At 65.7% G+C, this 20,254-nt stretch carries 15 protein-coding genes and 1 tRNA gene; 10 read left to right on the top strand and 6 right to left on the bottom strand.

The features are described from left to right. Positions 1 to 47 precede the first annotated feature (47 nt). Together CCR82_RS08915 and argA are read right to left on the bottom strand one after the other, a co-directional pair. The gene (locus tag CCR82_RS08915) at positions 48 to 3,551 is read right to left on the bottom strand and encodes a mechanosensitive ion channel domain-containing protein (RefSeq protein ID WP_201245196.1); all 3,504 of its coding nucleotides are present in this window, start codon (positions 3,549 to 3,551) and stop codon (positions 48 to 50) included. Between the two features lie 66 nt (positions 3,552 to 3,617). Then, a complete protein-coding gene (gene argA / locus CCR82_RS08920) occupies positions 3,618 to 4,994 on the bottom strand; it encodes an amino-acid N-acetyltransferase (protein WP_201245198.1) in 1,377 nt (458 codons plus the stop codon). Positions 4,995 to 5,221: 227 nt separating this feature from the next. On the opposite strand from argA, the gene sucC reads away from it, so the two are divergent. The 3 genes from sucC to CCR82_RS08935 all read left to right on the top strand — a co-directional run bounded on the left by sucC (position 5,222) and on the right by CCR82_RS08935 (position 7,722). Continuing rightward, positions 5,222 to 6,418: an ADP-forming succinate--CoA ligase subunit beta gene (gene sucC, locus CCR82_RS08925; protein WP_201245200.1), complete on the top strand. Its 1,197-nt coding sequence runs from the start codon at positions 5,222 to 5,224 to the stop codon at positions 6,416 to 6,418. Then, entirely contained in the window at positions 6,415 to 7,287 is an 873-nt protein-coding gene (gene sucD, locus CCR82_RS08930) for a succinate--CoA ligase subunit alpha (RefSeq protein ID WP_201245203.1), read from the top strand. The genes sucC and sucD overlap by 4 nt, the downstream gene beginning before the upstream one ends. Before the next feature lie 96 nt (positions 7,288 to 7,383). Next, a complete protein-coding gene (locus CCR82_RS08935; protein ID WP_201245205.1) occupies positions 7,384 to 7,722 on the top strand; it encodes a P-II family nitrogen regulator in 339 nt (112 codons plus the stop codon). Between the two features lie 30 nt (positions 7,723 to 7,752). Here CCR82_RS08935 and bamD read toward each other — a convergent pair whose 3' ends face one another. Next, entirely contained in the window at positions 7,753 to 8,574 is an 822-nt protein-coding gene (bamD, locus tag CCR82_RS08940) for an outer membrane protein assembly factor BamD (RefSeq protein ID WP_201245207.1), read from the bottom strand. A gap of 163 nt (positions 8,575 to 8,737) precedes the next feature. On the opposite strand from bamD, the gene rluD reads away from it, so the two are divergent. The 4 genes from rluD (at position 8,738) to gshA (ending at position 14,389) form a co-directional block, all read left to right on the top strand. After that, a complete protein-coding gene (gene rluD / locus CCR82_RS08945; protein WP_201245286.1) occupies positions 8,738 to 9,682 on the top strand; it encodes a 23S rRNA pseudouridine(1911/1915/1917) synthase RluD in 945 nt (314 codons plus the stop codon). After that, complete coding sequence (gene pgeF, locus CCR82_RS08950; protein ID WP_201245208.1) at positions 9,663 to 10,445, top strand: peptidoglycan editing factor PgeF; 783 nt, start codon at positions 9,663 to 9,665, stop codon at positions 10,443 to 10,445. Before rluD ends, pgeF begins: the two co-directional genes overlap by 20 nt. Positions 10,446 to 10,622: 177 nt before the next feature. Further along, positions 10,623 to 12,719 (top strand): carboxy terminal-processing peptidase, encoded by a 2,097-nt coding sequence (locus CCR82_RS08955; RefSeq protein ID WP_201245288.1) that lies wholly within the window; start codon positions 10,623 to 10,625, stop codon positions 12,717 to 12,719. A gap of 11 nt (positions 12,720 to 12,730) precedes the next feature. Further along, the gene (gene gshA / locus CCR82_RS08960; protein WP_201245209.1) at positions 12,731 to 14,389 is read left to right on the top strand and encodes a glutamate--cysteine ligase; all 1,659 of its coding nucleotides are present in this window, start codon (positions 12,731 to 12,733) and stop codon (positions 14,387 to 14,389) included. On the opposite strand, the gene CCR82_RS08965 is transcribed toward gshA, so the two are convergent. Beyond that, on the bottom strand, positions 14,386 to 15,234 hold the full coding sequence (locus CCR82_RS08965) for an SDR family oxidoreductase (protein ID WP_201245210.1): 849 nt from the start codon (positions 15,232 to 15,234) through the stop codon (positions 14,386 to 14,388). The genes gshA and CCR82_RS08965 overlap by 4 nt on opposite strands. A gap of 41 nt (positions 15,235 to 15,275) precedes the next feature. Here CCR82_RS08965 and CCR82_RS08970 point away from each other — a divergent pair, with 41 nt between their 5' ends. Then, complete coding sequence (locus tag CCR82_RS08970; RefSeq protein WP_201245211.1) at positions 15,276 to 16,133, top strand: nicotinate-nucleotide--dimethylbenzimidazole phosphoribosyltransferase; 858 nt, start codon at positions 15,276 to 15,278, stop codon at positions 16,131 to 16,133. Further along, the gene (locus tag CCR82_RS08975) at positions 16,097 to 18,493 is read left to right on the top strand and encodes a Tex family protein (RefSeq protein ID WP_201245212.1); all 2,397 of its coding nucleotides are present in this window, start codon (positions 16,097 to 16,099) and stop codon (positions 18,491 to 18,493) included. The genes CCR82_RS08970 and CCR82_RS08975 overlap by 37 nt, the downstream gene beginning before the upstream one ends. Before the next feature lie 291 nt (positions 18,494 to 18,784). Here the strand turns inward: CCR82_RS08975 and CCR82_RS08980 are convergent, their stop codons facing one another. Both CCR82_RS08980 and CCR82_RS08985 read right to left on the bottom strand, forming a co-directional pair. Further along, the gene (locus CCR82_RS08980) at positions 18,785 to 18,970 is read right to left on the bottom strand and encodes a hypothetical protein (RefSeq protein ID WP_201245214.1); all 186 of its coding nucleotides are present in this window, start codon (positions 18,968 to 18,970) and stop codon (positions 18,785 to 18,787) included. A gap of 80 nt (positions 18,971 to 19,050) precedes the next feature. Further along, positions 19,051 to 19,740 carry a Bax inhibitor-1/YccA family protein gene (locus tag CCR82_RS08985; RefSeq protein WP_201245215.1) on the bottom strand — a complete coding sequence of 230 codons (690 nt, stop codon included), beginning with the start codon at positions 19,738 to 19,740 and terminating at the stop codon, positions 19,051 to 19,053. A gap of 339 nt (positions 19,741 to 20,079) precedes the next feature. Between CCR82_RS08985 and CCR82_RS08990 the strand changes: the two genes are divergently transcribed. Beyond that, positions 20,080 to 20,169: transfer RNA gene (locus tag CCR82_RS08990), tRNA-Ser, on the top strand. The last annotated feature ends 85 nt before the right edge of the window (positions 20,170 to 20,254 follow it).

A 20,254-nucleotide genomic window follows, 5' to 3' on the forward strand; every position in this document is an offset into this window, starting at 1 on the left:
TCGCGAGCGTGGGCGGCAACGGCGCCAGAGTATAATCGGCTTTCGGCTTAGGGGGGCGGCTTAAGGGCTGATTCAGCGGGAGTGTGTTCGCGTTGCATCTTGAGTGCGATCGGCTCGGCCGCGCCTAACTGGACGTTACGCCGTGGCAGGGCGATGTTGATACCGGCGGTGCGGAACTTGGCATTGATGGCTTGGTGCAAATCGCTGATCACCGGTAGCCGGAAGTCGAGGGTCTCCAGATAGCACCGCAGCACCAGATTGAGCGCGTGCTCGCCGAAGCCCTCGAAGGTGATCACGGGTTCGGGATGATCGAGCACCCTCGGGTGCTCGGCGGCGACCTCGGTGAGCAGGGCGAGCGCCTTGTTGGTATCGCTGCCGTGCTCGACCCCGACCGGGATCACCAAGCGGTTGATCTGGTCGCTCAGCGTCCAGTTCAGCAAGCGTCCGGTGATGAACTCCTTGTTCGGCACCAGCAGCTCTTGTTGGTCCCAGTTGCGCAGCGTGGTGGCCCGGATCTGGATGCGGGTCACCGTGCCGGTGATGTCGCCAATGGTGACCGTGTCGCCGACCCGCACCGGTCGCTCAAAGAGGATGATCAGGCCACTGATGAAGTTGGCGACGATTTCCTGGAGCCCGAAACCAATACCGACGCTGAGCGCGGCGACGAGCCATTGCACCTGCGACCATTGCAGGCCGAGGGCGCCAACGATCATCAGGAGACCGATGGCCGTGACCAGGTAGCGCGTCAGCGTGACCAGCGTGTAGCGCGCGCTGGCGCTGACCTCGGTGTTCTTCAGCAGCAGGATCTCGAGCAGTGCCGGGAGGTTTTTGACCGCGATCAGCGCGGTGGTGGCGAGTACCAGGATCATCCCCAGATCGCCCAGGGTGACCGGAAGCAGTTCCTTGACGCCGTCGATCTCGGCGGTGTAACGCCAGAGCGTGAGCTTATCGAACAGATTCAGCGCCGGCAGCACGTCCGACCAGATCATCCAGAAGCCGATCGCGGCGATGATGACGATACTGCTATTGAGCAACTGCCGCGTCTGGCTATCGAGCGCCGCGAGATCGACGGGATTATCGTTGGCGTCGATCCATTGCGCGCCCTGTTCCAACGCCTCGCGCTGTGCCTCGCGTTGGGCGCGGCGCTCGAGCGCGGCCTCCAGCGCGAGCCCGCGCCGGGTCAGGACCAGCCAGCGCGCGACCATTTGGTGGAATATGACCAGCGCCAGCGCCAGCCAGAGCAGGGCGGCGACCGAGGTCAATAAGGTCCCCGCGGTGTAGATAAAGCCGGCGAGGGCGAGTGCCGCGAGTGCGCCCGGCATCGCCACCGCAAAGGGATACCAGAGCAGCCGCGAACGGTTGAGCCAAGCCGTTGGCCGGGCCGCGAGCAGGTTTTTGAACACGCCTCGGGTGGGGTGTAACAGCCAGGCTGTGAGTGCCGATAGCCCCAGGCAAAGCAGGATCAGCGCGAGTCGACCCAGGGTGCCATCGAAGGCGGGGTTGTGGGCGCGGCCGATGGTCTCGGTGACGAAACCGACAGGCAGGAGCAGGAGCGCGGCGATCTTGAATCCACGGCGCAGTTTATCGAGGTTCTCCGAACTCCAGCGGAAGTGGCGCGCGGCGACGCCTTCGTTCATACACAGCAGCCGGAACGCGCGCAGATAATAGAAGGGTAGCGCGATCGTGAGGAGTCCCTGGCCGACGGCGAGCGCGAACGGGGAGGCGTGCGGTGTATTGTGCAGCGCCCATCCCAGCACGGCCAAGAACAAGGGCCAGGGCAGCGCGAGCAAGAGGGTCAGGCCGAGCGCGGAGAGCGAATAACCGAAGCGGTCGGTGCTAATCCGTCGCATCGGTTCGGCATAATCACGAATGCGGCGTCGCAACAGGGGAGCTGCCGCCAACAGCCCCAATACGCTGAGCAAACCGAGCCAGAAGAGCGTCGATGAAGCGGCGGCCTGTCGCGTGGCCTGAAAAACGCTGAACCAGTGGGTCGGCGCTAGCAGCCACCAAGCTGCCTGGGGAAATGGGCCGAAGGGCTGTTGGGTGATCGGGGCGGCGTTGCGGACCCAGAGCAGATTCTCGGCGAGGAAGTCCCGGTAGCGCTTGACCAAATCGGCGTATTGGTCGGCGACGAAGTCGAGATCGGCGATCGCGCGTTGATAGCGCTCTTTCAGACGCAGCGCGCGTTCGAGCAGATCGCGCTGACGCAACAACTGTTCTCGAACCTGCGCCTTGAGCGCTTCTGTGGCGCGTTTTTCGGCGAGCTTCCTGGCGATCGCGGCGTCGATATCCTCAAGCGCGCCGAGTTCGTCGCGCAGTCGCAGCTGGTTCAGGGTCAGCTGCGCGATCTGCGCGGCGCGCGCGGTCGCTTCTTCACGCAGGCTGCTGGCCTCCGGTAGATCGGTGCGTTCATCGACCAGAATCTGCCCTACCGCTTGGCTTAGGCCGGCGGCGCTAATGCGCGTGCGCGCGCTCCTGAAGTCGTTCTCGGTCTCTCGCAGCTGGTCTTCGACTGTGGCCTGGCGCTCGTCGAGCCGAGCGAGCGCCATCGTGATCTCGCTGATGGTCTCGCTGATCTGTCGATTACGGTGCGCTAGCTCGCGCACCAATGGATCGGCGTCACCGAGTTCACGCTCCGCAGATTCAGTCTCTTGTCGTGCTCGCTCGGCCTCAAGGCGGCGCAGGCGGTCCGCCTCGTTCTCGAGGGAGGTCCGACGCAGGCGCAGACGTTGCAGCTGCGCCGCGTGCTGAGCCCGTTGGGCCTCGGCGAGCTGACGCCGGGCCTCGGCGCTGAGGATGCGTTGTTCGAGCATCAGCATCTCGGCGCGGAGGGCATCGCGCTCGGTCTCGAGCGCCCAGGCACGGGCTTGGCGGGCAGCCTCGTTTTGTCCCTCGGGCTGCGGGCGCTTCAGCTCCTTGTCGAGCTCGGCGATGCGCTGAGGGATCTCGCCGAGGCGCCGGCGCGCGGCTACGAGTTGCTCGGATTCCTGCTCGAGTCTGTCGTTGAGTGTGCCGAGCTGTGCTTCGAGCGAGGCGGCCTCGGCTTGCGCGCGCGCGAGGCGCTGCTCGATCTGATCGATGCCGGCATCTGCGGGCAGGTCGAGCGACGGATCGGGCGTGGCCTCGAGTTCGGCGCGCAGTGCTTCGGCCTCGGCTGGCGCTGTCCTCAGGGCGTCAAAGTAGCCCATGGCTTGGGCCTGAAAATTGCTTAAGATTTCTAGGTTGCCGAGGATGTTGCGATAGTGCTCGCTGAGGCGTTGCTTGGTTTCCTTAGGCAGATCCTTGTCCTCGGCGAGTTCGCTGAGCTTGGCCTCGATTTGCGCATGGGTGACGCTCGTCTGGATGCTCAGGGGAGCCTCTGCTGGGAGGTTAGGCTGCGCGCTTGCGCTCGCGATCAATAGGCCGGTGAAATCGACCATTGCGAGCAGCAGGCTCAGCAGGCCGAGCAACAGCGCCGTGGCGGCCTGGCCGTGCTGGCATCGCGTATGCGGAGCGCAGGGGCGATGAGGTGATCGAGCCTGTTGGCGAGCGCGCAATCCGAGACTAGGCATGGGTGTTCGACAGCGTCCGAGGTGGCTGGCGTGCTGAGTGCTGTGGCTGCTTAGGGCTGAGTGAGTTCAGGGCTGGCGATGCAATGGCTTGATGTAGACCTGTGAATTACGCGCGTTGTTGTACAGGCGCCGACGCTCCTCGGGCAGGTCGTCGACATCGCCGGGCAGGAAGCCGCGTTCGCGGAACCAGTGCGCGGTTTGCGTCGTCAGCACGAAGAGCCGTTCGAGGCCCAGCGCGCGTGCCTGTGCTTCCATGTGCGCGAGCAGGCGGTCGCCGCGCCCTTGGGCGCGATAGCGTGGGTGGACGGCGACGCAAGCAAGTTCCCCGATCGGCGCGCGCGGACAGGCCGACAGCGAGGCGCAGGCGATGATGGTGCCATCGAGTTCGGTGACCTGGAAGCGATCGATGACCAGTTCCAACTCCTCGGCCGTGCGCGGCACCAGGATGCCGGCGCGCTCCATCGGCTCGAGCAGGCCGCGGATGCCGGGGATATCGCTGCTGCGAGCCGGGCGCAGGTGTTCGTAGGGCTCGCCGGTCATGAGGGTGCCGGCGCCATCGCGCGTGAACAGTTCGCGCAGGAGTGCGGCGGGGTCGTCGCGGCCAACAATGTGGACTCGGGCGATGCCGTGCTCGCAGGCCTCGGCACCGGCGCGTAGCGCTTGTGCGAGGTCTTCGCCGAGGTCGCCGCGCTGGGCAAGCAGGTCCGCGACCTCGGCGCCGAGTAGGTGCGAGCGGACCCGAGGCGCTTGGTCGGCATCGCTGGGCGTCTGCCTGGGGGCCTGGCTAGGTGCTTCGCTGAGGCCGCCGCCTTCGACGAGGAAGATCAGCTTGTCCGCTTGCAGGGCGATGGCGGCCGCACGCGCGACATCGGCGGCGGTGAGGTTGAAGACCTCACCGGTCGGCGAGTAGCCGATCGGCGGCATCAGGGCGACGGCACCATCATCGAGCCGCTGGCCGAGCGAGGCGCGGTCGATGCGGCGCACCGCGCCGGTATGCTTGTAATCGATGCCGTTGAGCACGCCGAGCGGCCGTGCGAAGACGAAATTACCGGAGGCCACCGGGATGCGCACGCCGGCCATCGGCGAGTTCGCCAGGCCGAGCGACAACAGGGCCTCGATCTCGACGCGCGCGGTGCCGGCGGCCTCCTTGACGCAGGCGAGGGCGGCGTCATCGGTGACGCGCAGGCCGTTGATGACCTGCAGCGCCGCGTCGCGTTCGGCCAAGCGGTGCTCGATCTGGGGACGGGCGCCATGCACGATCACCAGGCGGATGCCGAGCCCATGCAGGAGCGCGATGTCATGCACCAGCTCGGGCAGCCGGGCATCGTCGAGCGCCTCGCCGCCGACGGCGATGACGAAGGTGCGGCCACGATGGGCGTGGATATAGGGGGTGCAGTGCCGGAACCAGTCGAGGAAGGGGTCTGTGGTTGTGCGGGAGACCATCGGGTGAGTCCGAGTCGGTGCAAACAAAAGTAGTCCCGCCCGCGCGCCTCGGTCGCGGTGGCGACTCAGGACGCGATACGGGTGTCGCGTTGCGCGGGTGGGGATTTGGACGGGGCACTTGGTCGTTGTCCACGAATCCCGCAGAATACGCGATCATTGCCCTTTTGAGGATGGGTGTCGATGGTGCCGCCTGCTCCTCGGACAGCGCGAACCCCTGGTTTTTTTTCATGAATCTGCACGAATATCAAGCGAAAAAGCTCTTCACTCGCTTCGCCATCCCGGTGCCCGAGTCGCTCGTGGCCTCGTCGCCCGATGAGGCACGGGCGGCGGCCCAGACCCTGGGGATGCCGGTCTTGGTCAAGGCTCAGGTACATGCGGGTGGCCGGGGGAGGGCGGGCGGCGTGCAACGCTGTGAGTCGGTGGCCGAGCTAGAAACCCAGGCAAGCGCCCTGCTCGGCAGCCGGCTGGTGACGTCACAGACGCCGCCGGCGGGGCTGCCGGTCTCGCAGTTGCTATTGGAGGCGCCGGTCGTGATCGCGCGCGAACTCTATCTAGCGCTGCTGGTGGACCGCGAGGCGGAGTGTATCGCCATTATGGCCTCGGCCGCCGGGGGCATGGACATCGAGGCGGTGGCGGCAACCCAGCCCGAGGCGGTGTTGGTCTCGCGGATCGAGCCGGCGGTAGGCCTGCGCCCCTGGCAATGCCGCCAGGTCGGGCTGTTCCTGGGTCTGACGGCACAGCAGCAGCGGGCTTTTGAGGGGCTACTGAGCGGGCTTTACCAGTTGTTGACCAGCTGCGATGCGCGCCTGGTCGAGATTAATCCGTTGGTGGTGACCGAGGACGGCGAACTGATCGCGTTGGACGCGAAGCTGGATCTGGACGATAGCGCCCTGTATCGGCACTTGGAGCTGGCGGCGCTGCACGACCCTAGTCAGGAGGATGCGCGCGAGATTGCGGCGCGCGCCGAGGGGCTGAGCTACATCAGTCTCGATGGCGATATCGGCTGCATGGTCAATGGCGCCGGGTTGGCGATGGCGACCATGGATCTGATTGCCTTGCATGGCGGTGCGCCGGCCAATTTTCTCGATGTGGGCGGTAGCGCTACCGCCGATCGCGTTGCCCGTGCCTTCGCGCTGGTGCTGAGTGATGACAAGGTGGCGGCGGTGCTGGTGAATATCTTCGGCGGCATCGTGCGCTGCGACCTGATCGCCGAGGGTATCCTCGCGGCGGTCGAGGAGGTCGGTGTCGAGGTGCCGGTAGTGGTGCGGCTGGAAGGCACCAATGCCGCCCTCGGGCTGGAGCGGCTCGCGCACAGTGGGCTCGCGATCGAGACCGCCGCGACCTTGGTCGACGCGGCCAACAAGGTGGTCGCGGCCGCAGCCGGCCAAGGCGCAACCATCCAGCACGCCGGAGGTGAGGCATGAGTGTGCTCGTCGATGCGAGGACGCGGGTGATCTGTCAGGGCTTCACCGGGCGCCAGGGCAGCTTCCACAGCGAACAGGCGATCGCCTATGGCACGCGCATGGTGGGCGGCGTGACCCCCGGCAAGGGCGGGCAACGGCACCTGGGGCTGCCGGTGTTCGATACGGTCCACGCGGCGGTGCGCGAGACCGGCGCCGAGGCCTCCATGATCTATGTGCCGGCGGCCTATGCGGCCGATGCCATCCTGGAGGCCGCCGATGCCGGTATCCGGGTGATTATCTGTATCACCGAGGGCATTCCGGTGCTGGAGATGCTGGCGGTGAAGGCGGCGCTGGCACGCGGCGAGGCCGTGCTGATCGGGCCGAATTGTCCGGGGATCATCACGCCCGAGGGGTGTAAGATCGGCATCATGCCCGGTGCCATCCATACACCGGGGCGGGTTGGCATCGTCTCGCGTTCCGGTACCCTGACCTATGAGGCTGTCGAGCAGACTTCGGCCGAGGGGCTGGGACAGAGCACCTGTATCGGCATTGGCGGCGATCCGATCCATGGCTTGGATTTCGTCGACTGTCTGGCCTTGTTCGAGGCCGATCCGGACACCGACGCGGTGCTGATGGTCGGCGAGATCGGTGGTGGCGCCGAGGAGGCGGCCGCCGAGTTCGTGCGCCGGCGCATGACTAAGCCCGTGGTGGCCTATATCGCCGGCGTGACCGCGCCGCCTGGCAAGCGCATGGGGCATGCGGGCGCTATCGTCAGTGCTCGCGGCGGAACCGCCGAGGCCAAATATACGACGTTGGAGGCCGCCGGTGTCCAGGTGGTGCGCTCGCCCGCGTTGCTTGGGCGGCGCGTCGCCGAGCTGCTTGTTCAGTAAGCCTGTGGGTTGGTCAGCCGCTGGCTATGGCCAATCCCCGGGCAGACTCTTATACTCACCCGATTACCAGCCCGAGAGGTTGAACGGAGAATCGCAATGAAGAAGGTCGAAGCCATCATCAAACCCTTTAAGCTCGACGACGTCCGCGAGGCGTTGTCGCAAGCTGGGATCACCGGCATGACAGCCATCGAAGTCAAGGGCTTCGGCCGTCAGAAGGGGCATACCGAACTCTATCGCGGTGCTGAGTACGTGGTCGATTTCCTACCCAAGGTCAAGGTGGAGCTGGTAGTCGCCGACGACCAGCTCGATACCTGCGTCGAGGCCATCACCAAGGCGGCTCGCACCGGCAAGATCGGCGATGGCAAGATCTTCGTCGGCCCAGTCGATCGGGTGGTGCGCATCCGCACCGGCGAGGAGGACGAGGCCGCGATCTGAGCCCGGCCGCTCGGTTTCCGTTCCCGTCCCTCAGTTTCGATCCAGGCCGAGATAATCCCAGACGCGTCTCGCCAGGCTGACTTCGCTTGGGTCCGGCGTATCGTCGAGGAAGCGCCCCGCCTCGCGGTTCATCACCAAGACCCGGCGCGCATCAGTGGCGAGTTGATCCTCGCCCAGCCGCTGGTAGCCTTCGATCATCAGCTCTAGGGCATCCTCGACGGCGCCGGTGCGCTGGAAACGCTCGACCACATACTGGCCGCGGGCCACGGCGGCGAGGTAAGCGCCCCGCTCCATGTAGTAACGCCCGACGTGCAGTTCACCTTTGGCCAGCATGTTACGCAGATGTAACATGCGCTGCCGGGCATCGGCGGCATACTTGCTGTTGGGATAGAGACGCACAAGCTCCGAGAAGTCGTTGAAGGCATCCATCGCCGAGCCGGGATCGCGCTGCGAGGTGTCGAGTGGGAAGAAGCGGTCGAGGAAGCCAATGCTGCGATTGTAGTTGACGATGCCCTTGAGATAGTAGGCGTAGTCGACGTAAGGGTTTTGCGGATAGAGCTTGATGAAGCGGTCGGCGGCGGCAAGCGCCTGCTCGGGCTCCTCGGCCTTGTAATAGGCGTAGGCGATATCGAGCTGGCCCTGCATCGCGAAACGACCAAACGGATAGCGCGCTTCCAATTTCTTGTAGAGTTCGATGGCGCGTTTGTAATTGGCGGAATCGAGTTCGCGCGCGGCCTTGCTGTAGAGTTCGTTTGCCGACCAGCCCTCGGTCTCGTCGAACTCCTTACCGAAGATGCCGCAGCCGCTCAAGAGGGCAACAGCGATGAGGGTCGTCACTAGGATTCGGATCATGGAGAATGCGGCGTCGCTGCGGTTGTTCATAGGGCGAAGAGATGGCTTGTCAGTATACTGAATCGACGTGACAGTCACAGAAGTGCCCCCAGACATCGCCGATATCGCCCAACGCGAACCAGAGTGCGAGCAGGCCAGGCTCGGGGAATCCGAGCCCCAGAGCTTGCATCTGCGGCCCGAGCACGCCGGGCGCCGCCTCGATCAGGTGCTCGCCGAGCTGCTGCCGGCATTCTCGCGCAGCCGACTGCGGACCTGGATCGAGCAGGGACGGGTGTCGCTCGACGGGTATCAGCCACGGCCGAAGGACCGCGTGCGCGGGGCCGAGCAGGTGCTGGTGCGGCCCTTGATCGAGTCCTTCGGCGCCTGTCTGCCGCAGCCGATTCCGTTGCGCGTCGTGTTCGAGGATGCCCATCTGTTGGTGATCGATAAACCGGCGGGGCTGGTCGTACATCCGGCTGCCGGGCATCCGGACGGCACATTACAGAACGCGCTCTTACATTATGACCCGCGCCTCGCTGAGCTGCCGCGCTGCGGCATCGTCCATCGCCTGGACAAGGACACCACGGGGTTGATGGTGGTCGCGCGCAGTCTGCTGGCGCATCGCTCGCTGGTCGCACAGCTCAAGGCGCGCAGCGTCAAACGCGATTACCGGGCCTTGGTGGTTGGGCAGCCCAAGGCCAGTGGTCGCGTCGATGCGCCGATTGGGCGGCATCCGACGCGGCGCACGGCCATGGCCGTGGTCGCCGGTGGCCGGCCGGCGGTGAGCGACTACCAGGTGTTGGCGCGTTATCGCGCCCATAGCCTGCTCGGTGTGCAGCTGCAGACCGGGCGTACGCATCAGATTCGCGTCCACATGGCCCATCTGCGCCATCCGTTGGTGGGTGATCCGCTCTACGGAGCGGGCGCGCGTTGTGTCGCCGCCGCTCGTCCCGAGCTGGCCGCGGCGCTGCGTGGCTTCCCGCGCCAGGCCTTGCATGCCATCGGGCTGGGGCTGATCCACCCGGCCAGCGCCGAGCCCCTGCACTGGCAAGTGCCGATGGCCGCCGATCTGGCCGCGCTCTGTGTCCTTTTGCAACAGGAGACCGAGGATGCGGCTACTGAGACCTGATTGGCCGGCGCCCTCGACGGTGCGCGCGCTTAGCACGACACGTGAGGGTGGCCTGAGTACCGGGCCTTACGCGAGTCTCAATCTCGGCGATCATGTCGGCGATGATCCGCTGGCGGTGCAACGCAACCGTGCACTGTTGCGCACGCAGGCAGGGCTGCCGGTGGAGCCCGATTGGCTGCAACAGGTGCATGGCTGCACGGTCAGCGCCTTGCCCCGCGCACCGGGTGCGGAGTGCGTCGCCGATGCCTCGGTCGCGTTCGCTCCCGGTTCGGTCTGTGCGGTGATGACCGCCGACTGTCTCCCTGTGCTGCTCTGTGATGAGGCCGGCAGTGTGGTCGCGGCGGCCCATGCCGGCTGGCGCGGCTTGGCGGCCGGTGTCCTCGAAGCCACGGTGCGGCGCATGCAGCGCCCGGGCGAGCAGTTGCTGACCTGGCTGGGACCGGCGATCGGCCCCGAGCATTTCGAGGTCGGCGACGAGGTGCGCGATACCTTTTGCGCGGCGCGCACCGAGGCGACCACTGCCTTTCGTCGCACCGGCCAGGGGCGCTGGTTGGCCGATCTCGGACTGCTCGCGCGCCAGCGCCTGGCCGAGCTTGGCGTGTGCTGGATAGGCGGGGGGGAGCATTGCACCTTTGCCGAGCCGGAGCGCTTCTTTTCCTATCGGCGCGATGGGGTGAGCGGGCGCATGGCGAGTCTGATTTGGCTCGAGCCGCACCCGTTGCCCGACTCGGCTGCGTTTGAACCCGAGGACGAGAGGGCTTGACTAAGCATTGCTGGCGCACTGGCTTGATTGATCTCGACACCTGGTGCCGCTACTCTCTTTTTATTATCAGATCATTGAATCCACAAGCGCTAGATCATGAGTAAACGACGCTTCCACTCGGCTGCCCCGATCGCGGTTCGGAGCCAGGCACCCCAGCACGCCCGCCGGCCTCGAGCCATGGCGCTCGGCCGTCTCTCGGTCGCGCTGCTGAGTGCGCTCATCGCCTTTGGCGCGTTGGCCAAGACCCAAGAGGTCGGGCTTGCCGAGCTGTTCCCCGATGAACGCCAGGCACGCACCATGGTGGTGATCAACAAGGTGCTCGAGCGCTTTCACTATCGCGACTTCGCGCTCAGCGATGCTTTCGCCGGCGAGGTCATCAACAACTACTTCACCGATCTCGACTCGGGCCGGCTGTTCTTCCTGGAGCGTGATGTGGAACGCTTCCAACGTTCAGCCGCGCGCCTTGACAGCGACCTGGCTAAGGGCAAGATCGATACCGCTTTCGATATCTTCCGTGTCTACCGGATGCGGGTCGATTCACGCGTCGATTATGCCTTGTCGTTGTTGCAGCAACCGTTCGATTTCGAGCGCGATGAACGTTATCTATTCAAGCGCGACGAAGCGGATTGGGCCGCGAACGAGGCTGAACTCAACGACATCTGGCGCAAGCGGGTGAAGAACGACTACTTGCTGCTGAAGCTTGCCGACAAGAGCGACGAGGCGATCCGCGAGCAACTGCGCGAGCGCTACACTGGCATCACGCGGCGGATCCATCAGTTCACCGCCGATGACGTCTATCAGGCCTTCGTCAACGCCTACACGCGCACGCTCGAGCCGCATACCAGCTATATGTCGCCGAGCACCTCGGAGAATTTCGATATCAGCATGCGCCTCTCGCTGGAGGGTATTGGCGCGGTGCTGCGCGCCGAGAACGAGTACACGGTGATCCAGCGCACCATTCCCGGCGGTCCCGCGCGTCAATCGGGTCAGATCCAGACCGGCGATCGGATCGTCGGCGTTGGCCAGGGGCTCGAGGGCGAGATGGTGGACGTGGTCGGTTGGCGGTTACAGGATGTCGTCGACAAGATCCGCGGTCCCAAGGGCTCGGTGGTGCGGCTGCAGACCTTGCCGAAGTCCGAGACGGTTGGCGGGCGCATGCGCGAGGTCTCGTTGGTGCGCAACGAGATCAAACTCGAGGATCAGGCGGCGCAGCGGTTCATTATCGAGAGTCCGGAGAATGCAACCGCGCTGCGTATCGGTGTGATCGAGGTGCCGGCCTTCTACCGGGATTTCCGCGCCGAGTCCTCGGGTCAACGGGATTTTCGCAGCACCACCCGCGATGTGCGTGCCTTGATCAAGGAACTGAAAGCCGATGAGATCGATGGACTCATCATCGATCTGCGCGGCAATGGTGGCGGCTCGCTGACCGAGGCGCTGGAGTTGACCGGCCTGTTCATCGAGGAGGGGCCGGTGGTGCAGGTCAAGGACTCGTTCGGCAAGATCGAGGTCGAGGTGGACCCGGACCCGGCGATCTTCTACACCGGCCCGCTCGCCGTGCTGGTCGATCGCAACAGCGCCTCGGCGTCCGAGATCTTTGCCGGAGCCATCCAGGACTATGGTCGCGGCATCATCATCGGCGAGCCTACCTTCGGTAAGGGGACGGTGCAGACGCTGATCGACCTTGATCGCTACGTACCGGGCGATGATACGCAGCTTGGGCGTCTGCGCCTGACCATGGCTGAGTTCTTCCGCATCAGCGGAGCCAGCACGCAGCTGAAGGGGGTTGAGCCCGATATCAACTTCGAATTGGGCCTACAGGGTATCGAGCATGGTGAGCGCTCACTCGACAATGCACTGCCTTGGGGGCGTATCCGCCCGGCCGAGTTCGAGGTCAAGGCCGAGCTTGATCTCGCGGCGCTCAAGCGTCGCTCGGCGCAACGCATCGTCAATGATGATGGTTTTCGGATGCTCCTCGAGCAGGCCCGCGTCCTAAGCGAGATCGAGGCCCAAGATCAGGTCTCGCTGAGCGAGCGCGAGCGACGTGCCGAGTCCAACCGCCGTGACCAAGTGCTGAAAGAGCGCAAGGCGGCGTTCCTGCGCGCGCGTGGCATCGAGCCCGTCGATGAAGACGCCGATCATGTCGACGAGGAGGCGTTGGAGAAACAGCAGGAGGTCATCGATCGCATCCTGACCCGGGAGGCGGCTCGCATCCTGGCCGACATGATCGTTCTGCAGGATGCCGGCGAGCGGCCACGCGCGGCCATGAGCGACTGAGACCGCTGCCCATGTCCGAATCCATGTCGTTCGCCGCGCTTCCGGCGCGGCGCCTGCGCATCGTCGCCGATCCGACGGTCCGCGCCTTGCTTGCCAACGCGCTGATCGGGCTCGAGAAAGAAACCCTGCGCGTGACCCCGCAGGGGCGCGTGGCGCCGACCCCGCATCCAGCGGCGCTGGGCTCGGCCTTGACCCATCCGCATATCACCACCGACTTCTCCGAGGCCTTGGTCGAGCTGGTCACCCCGGCGCTGTCGCAACCGCAGGCGGTGCTCGATTTCCTGCGCGATCTGCATCTGTTCGTCTCTCAGCACATCGGTGACGAGCGCCTGTGGGCGGCGAGCATGCCCTGCGTGCTCGGTGGTGGGGCCGACATCCCGCTCGCGCGCTATGGCCGCTCGAATGCCGCCGAGATGAAGACCGTCTATCGACGCGGGCTTGGCAATCGCTACGGCCGGGTGATGCAGATCATCGCCGGCGTGCATTTCAATTTCTCGCTGCCGGAGGCCTTTTGGGGTCCGTTCCAGGCCGAGGTGGGCGGCAGCCAGGACGGCCTGTCCGGGGTCCGCAACACCGGCTACATGGGCATGGTGCGCAACCTGCAGCGCCTGGGTTGGATGGTGCCCTATCTGTTCGGCGCCTCGCCGGCGGTCTGCAAGAGCTTCGTGCAGGACGCGACCACCGACCTGGACACGTTCGATGCCAACACCTTCTATTATCCCTATGCGACCTCGCTGCGGATGGGCGATATCGGCTACCAGAATCGCCAGGAGGAGGGCACCGGCCTCAAGGCCAACTACGACAGCCTCGATGCCTACACCCGCAGTCTGACCTGGGCGATTCGCACACCCTGCCCGCACTATGAGTCGATCGGCACCAAGGTCAACGGTCGCTGGGAGCAGTTGAACGACCATGTGCTGCAGATCGAGAACGAGTACTACAGCACCGTGCGCCCGAAGCAGCTCACCGACTGGATGGAATTCCCGACGCTAGCGCTGCGCCGGCGCGGGATTCGCTACGTCGAGCTGCGCTCGGTGGATGTCAATCCGTTCGAGCCGCTCGGGATCGGACTCGAGCAGATGCACTTCCTGTCGCTGTTCATGCTGTATTGCTTGTTGCTGCCGAGCCCGACGATCTCCCCGCGCGAGCGCCGCTGGATCGACAGCAACGAGGTGCTCGCCGCGCACCGCGGGCGCGAGCCGGGTCTGCTGCTGGAGTGCTCGGCGGGTCCGATTGCGTTACGCGACTGGGGTGAGCAGGTGCTGGCGGCGATGGCGCCGCTCGCCGAGCTGATGGACGCAGGCGGCGACGGTGCGTACAAGGCTGCGCTGCGCGCGCAGCAGTTGAAGATGGCCGAACCCGAGGCGACCCCCTCGGCGCGCATACTGGCCGAGATGCGCGCGCGCGGCGAGGGCTTTGCGCAATGCGCGCGCCGGCTCACGCAGCAGCATTGGGAGGGCTTTCGCCAGCTCGAACTCGATCCGGCGCGCGCAGCGTCGTTCGAGCGGCTGGTGGCGGAATCACGCGCGCGGCAGGCGCGGATCGAGGCCCATGACGAGTGTGATTTCGACACCTTCCTCGCGCGCTACTTCGCGCAAACCGAGGCGCAGCCGGTCGCGCTGCGCTCGCCCTTTGCGCCGGCGGGCGCGCCGAGCGAGGAGACCGCCTAGCCGCGACCACCGCGCGAGGCCCGGCGTAGGACCCAGTCCATGGCCCGGCTCGGCAACAAGCGGCGCAGCACAGCGAGCACATGGGTTGGCAAGGTGACGGCGTAGCGCGCGCGTGGGCGGGGGCTCTCCAATGCATGCACGAGCCGGCGCAGCACCGCCTCGGGCGACAGCGTGAAGGGTTGTGCCGCACCGACCTTGCGCAAACGCTCCTCCATCTTGCGATAGGTCTCGCGGTGCGGGCTGTGGCTCGGGTCGATCTGGCGCTGATAGGCGTCGAAGGCGTTCTCGCGAAAGCGGCTCAGGATTGGCCCCGGCTCGATCAGGGACACCGTGATACCGCTACCGCGCAGCTCCAGGCGCAGGCAGTCGCTGAGGCCTTCGAGCGCGAACTTGCTCGCGACATAGGCGCCGCGAAAGGGCAGCGCGACGAAGCCGAGCACCGAGCTGTTGTGCACGATGCGCCCCTGGCCCTGGGCGCGCATGATCGGGATCACCCGCCGGGTCAGGTCGTGGCCGCCGAACAGGTTGGTCTCGAACTGGGCGCGCAGCGCCTCGCGCGTCAGATCCTCGACCGCCCCGGGCAGCCCGTAGGCGCCGTTGTTGAACAGGGCATCCAAGCGTTGATCGGTCAGTGCCAGGGCCGCCTCGAGCCCGGTGGCGATGCTCTCGGGGTCATCCAGATCCAGGCGCACGGCCAGCAAGCCCTCGGCCCGCAGGCGCTCGACGTCGGCCTGATGGCGCGCCGAGGCAATCACCGTCCAGCCGCGCTTGGCCAGGGCGTGGGCACAGTGGTGGCCGATGCCGCTCGAACAGCCGGTGATCAGGATGCAGCGTTGTGGGTTCATGGTGAGACAGACGGCGGGCGATTCGGGTGAACGGCGATAGTATGAGGATTCATTCCGCCTGGCCGCAATGGCTATCGGTTCCCGCAGCGCCGGTTCAGTATGGTGTTGGGGAGGGTGCTGGCCATGGGGCTGGGAACGGCGCTGGACAGGCTGGCGCGCTGCCGGTTCGCCTGCTCGCCATGGTAGCCGATCATGGTCTCGCCGCTCGGGCGGATCGCCGAACCGGCGATCGCGCGCCGCGAGACTGCGCTCTCGCCACCTCAGTGACCGAAGCCAGGCTCGATCTCGGGCGTCATGATGCGGCCCGGGTCGATCCCCAGGCGCAATGCTTCGCGCTGGGGCCGGGCACGCGCGACAGCCGCTTGGGGCCGGCGATGGATGGCCATCAGCTCGATCGGGCGCTGAGTGTCGGACGTCAGGCGATCGAGCGGGCCAAGCTCGAGGGGGTCGCGTTGATCCTGGCGCACGGCGAGGCAGGGGCGGGCGCGCAGAGCACCAATCGGGCCTGGCGTCATCTGCTGGACGGCGGCCTGGTCGAGCACCCAGACCCGGACGCCGCGCTCATCCACGAGCGCCATGCCGAGACCCTGGAGCGCGCGGACCCCTATCAGGCATTGCGCTGCCTGGGTGGCTTCGAGCATGCGGCGCTGGTTGGCTCGGCGTTGGCGGCGGCCCAGCTCGGACTCGCGTGGCGGGCCGTCGGTACGAGCGCGTGGATCGCGTCGCTGCTGGCGCTGCGCCTGAATCCCTCCGCGCGCGCCTGGCTCGGCGCCACGCCCAGCCTGCGACACGCGCAGCTCGAGGCGGGCTTTTGTCTACAATACGCGCCTTGTTGGCATCACCGGAGACCTGACACAGCGTCATGGGCGCGATCATCCCTATCATTTCGCAAGAGCTAGACTGTCATCCACGACAGGTGCAGGCGGCTGTCGACCTGCTCGACGAGGGCGCCACGGTGCCGTTCATCGCGCGTTATCGCAAGGAGGCCACCGGCGGGCTCGACGATACCCAGCTGCGGCATCTGGCCCAGCGTCTGGGTTATCTGCGTGAACTCGAAGAGCGCCGCGCCACGGTGCTGACCAGTATCGACGAGCAGGGCAAGCTGAGCGAGGCGTTGCGCGCCGAGATCGAGGCCGCCGAGAGCAAGCAGCGACTCGAGGATCTCTATCTGCCGTTCAAGCCGAAGCGCCGCACCAAGGCGCAGATCGCGCGTGAGGTCGGACTCGAGCCGCTGGCGGATGCACTGCTCGCCGACCGGGCGCAGGCACCGGAGTCGCACGCGGCGGCCTATGTCGATGCCGGCAAAGGCGTGGCCGATGGTGCGGCGGCACTGGAGGGGGCGCGTCAGATCCTGATGGAGCGCTTCGCCGAGGACGCCGAGCTGGCTGGACAACTGCGCGAGCGGCTGTGGGAGGTCGGTATCCTGGTGTCGCGGGTGATCGCCGGCAAGGAGGCCGAGGGTGCCAAGTTCTCCGATTATTTCGACTACGCCGAGCCGATCGCCAAGGTGCCCTCGCATCGGGCGCTGGCGCTGTTCCGCGGTCGCAATCAGGGCATCCTGGCGTTGGAGCTGTTGGCGGGTGAGGGCGAGGACCCGGACCTGGCCTTTCGGGGTCGCATCGCACAGCGCTTCGGCATCCGCGATCAAGGCCAGCCGGGCGATGCCTGGCTGATCGAGACGGTGCGCAAGACCTGGCGCATCAAGTTGATGGCGCGCCTTGATCTTGATCTCAAGCATCGGCTGCTGGAGGCGGCGGAGGCCGAGGCGATCCGGGTCTTCGCCAAGAACCTGAAGGCGCTGCTGCTGGCCGCGCCGGCCGGGCGGCTGCCGACCATCGGGCTCGATCCGGGGCTGCGCACCGGGATCAAGGTCGCGGTGGTGGATGCGACCGGGCGCGTGGTCGACACCGACACCCTCTATCCGCATGCGCCGAAGAACCAATGGGATGCGTCGATCGCGGCGCTGGCCAAGCTGGCCGCGACCCATGGGGCTAAGCTGATCAGCATCGGCAACGGCACCGCCTCGCGCGAGACCGATAAGCTGGCGCGCGAGCTGATCCGCCGCCATCCGGAGCTGGACTTGCAGTCGCTGGTGGTCAGCGAGGCCGGCGCCTCGGTCTATTCGGCCTCGGAGTACGCCTCGCGCGAGCTGCCGGAGCTGGATGTGTCGCTGCGCGGGGCGGTGTCGATCGCGCGCCGGCTGCAGGATCCGCTGGCCGAGTTGGTGAAGATCGAGCCAAAGGCGATCGGCGTGGGCCAGTATCAGCATGATGTGAATCAGAGCGGGCTGGCGCGCAGCCTCGATGCGGTGGTCGAGGACTGCGTGAACGCGGTGGGCGTCGACCTGAACACGGCCTCGGCGCCGCTGCTGGCGCAGGTCTCGGGCCTGACGCAAACGCTCGCCGAGAACGTCGTGCGCTTTCGCGAGGAGCAGGGCGCCTTTCGCAATCGCGCGCAGTTGAAGAAGGTGCCGCGCCTGGGCGAGAAGACCTTTCAGCAGTGCGCGGGCTTCTTGCGCATCAACGACGGCGACGAGCCGCTGGATGGCTCGGCGGTGCATCCGGAGGCCTATCCGCTGGTGCGGCGGATGCTCAAGGAGGTCGGGCGGGATATCCGGGCCTTGATCGGCGATCGGACGGCCTTGAGCAGATTGCAGCCGGCACGCTTCGCCGATGAGCGTTTCGGCGCGCCGACGGTGCGCGACATCATCGCCGAGTTGGAGAAACCGGGGCGTGATCCGCGCCCGGAGTTCAAGGCGGCGCGCTTCATGGAGGGCGTCGAGACGCTGTCGGATCTACGCCCGGGGATGGTGCTGGAGGGCACGGTGACCAATGTGACCAACTTCGGCGCGTTCGTCGATGTCGGTGTACATCAGGATGGGCTGGTGCATATCTCGCGCTTGGCGGATCGCTTCGTGCGCGATCCTTATGAGGTGGTCAGCACCGGGCAGTTGGTGAAGGTCAAGGTGCTGGAGGTGGATCTGCCGCGCAAGCGGGTGTCGCTGAGCATGCGGTTGGATTATGTGCCCGAGGGTGAGGGCGGTGCTGGGAGGGGGCGTGCTGCTGAAGCGGGGGCCAGTGACGGTGCTGCTGTCGGGCGCTCGGTCAGTGGTCAGCCGCCGGGTGCGGGTGCGGCTGGTCGGCGCGCTGGAGCTGGAGGTGGCGGTCGCTCAGGCGTGAAGCAGACGCCGGGGCGCGAGGAGTCGGCCGGGGCGAGTGGGACGATGGCGGATGCCTTTGCGAAGGCTCGTCGGAGGTGATTGGCTGCTGAGGACTTGGGTTCTCGGTGCCTGGTCCTGGTGCCTGATACGGCTGGTGCAGGTCGCGTCGCTCGTGCCGGCATCGGGTAGCGCCCGCCGGGGGGCTCCGTGAATCCATCCTTGGAGGCTCAACGATCGCCCTCCGGGCGATCGACGCCCCCGACGGGCGCCACCCGATACCGACACCTCTGGCCTTGTCGCCGACGGGTATTCCGACTGGGACTCTAAATAGCCTGATCGCCAGTGCATCTGCGGGCTCATGTCACGGGTGCGCCGACTTCAAGTTGGCACTTAACGGACCAACATGATCAGCACGATGACGAGACCGACGACAGCGGCGAGCGGCAGGATCGCGGCTTGCCAGTCGCCTTTTTCGGCCTTGGGGCCGTTCTCCTGCCAGGCCTTGAAGGCTGGCCAGAGGAAGAATAGCAGCATGATGAGGACGCCGGCGGCGGCGATCTTGAGGAACAGGTCCATGGGGCCTCCGTGAGTAAGCGTCTTGTCAACAAAAACCCCGGCCGGAGCCGGGGTCGTGTTAGCCAAGTTGCTACTATTGATTATTCATCGCCCATGATGCCGAGGATCTGGAGCAGGCTGATGAAGATGTTGAAGATGGCGAGGTAGATGCCGTAGGTCGCCATGATGTAGTTGGTCTCGGCACCGCTCTTGATGCGGCTGGTGTCGAAAAGGATGAAGCCGCTCATCAGCAGAATGATGGCCGCCGAGAGAGCCAACGCAAGGGCCGGCATGTTGAGAAAGATGTTGGCGACCATCGCGACGACCGCGACCATCATGCCGGCGAACAGGAAGCCGCCGAGGAAGCTGAAGTCACGCTTGCTGGTTAGCGCGTAGCCTGAGAGTCCAAGGAAGATCACCGCGGTGCCGCCGAAGGCGGTGGCGACGATGCTTGGGCCGTTTGGCAGCGCTAGGTACATGCTCAGGATCGAGCCGAGGCCGAAGCCGAGCAGGCCGGTGATCAGGAAGATGACGCCGACGCCTTTGGCCGATTGGGCGGCACGCGGCAGCACGAACATGCCAAGCAGCATGGCGCCGATAACCGACACCATGTAGACCCAGGACGGCATGGCCAGCGCCATCGAGATCATGGCGGTGAAGGCGCTGAAGCCGAGGGTCGCGGCGAGCAGCAGGTAGGTGTTTTTGAGCACCTTGTTGGTCTCGAGCACCGAGCCACCGCGTGCTGCTGGAACCTCTTGCTGTTTTGACAGGAAGGAGTTGGGATTGGCCATAGTGGTGATGTCTCCGTCTGGATCGAATACTTTGTCAGGCTTGATGGTTTGAGTGATCGCATCGTGATCCTTCGACCGGTCGGTGGGCCCTAAGGTTTCTAACGCGATGCGTTGGGGCGTAAGCATACCGACAACGGGGGTATGCTTGCATCCTTGGGATGCCGATATTTGCCCATGTCTTGCGGTCTTTGCTGGCGGAAACAAGTGGTCGCGGTCGGCCTCTTGGTCCTCGTGCCGAGGGGGCTGGCGTATCGAGCCGGCGTCATCTATCGCACGATGGTCCGCTGTTGGGGTATCCTATGCGGATTGCACGATCTCGCACGCTCGGCAATCTTCCCAGGAGAGGTGGCAGAGCGGTTGAATGCACCGGTCTTGAAAACCGGCGACGGTTAATCCCGTCCGTGGGTTCGAATCCCACCCTCTCCGCCACTTCGAAAACAGGATAAGCCTTGGCTCAAAGGCGCCACCTCGAAGGTGTTCGCTACATGACGACCAACCCTGTTTGCTTATCCGT

This window comes from Halochromatium salexigens (genome assembly GCF_016653295.1).
GTDB classification, from domain to species: domain Bacteria; phylum Pseudomonadota; class Gammaproteobacteria; order Chromatiales; family Chromatiaceae; genus Lamprobacter; species Lamprobacter salexigens.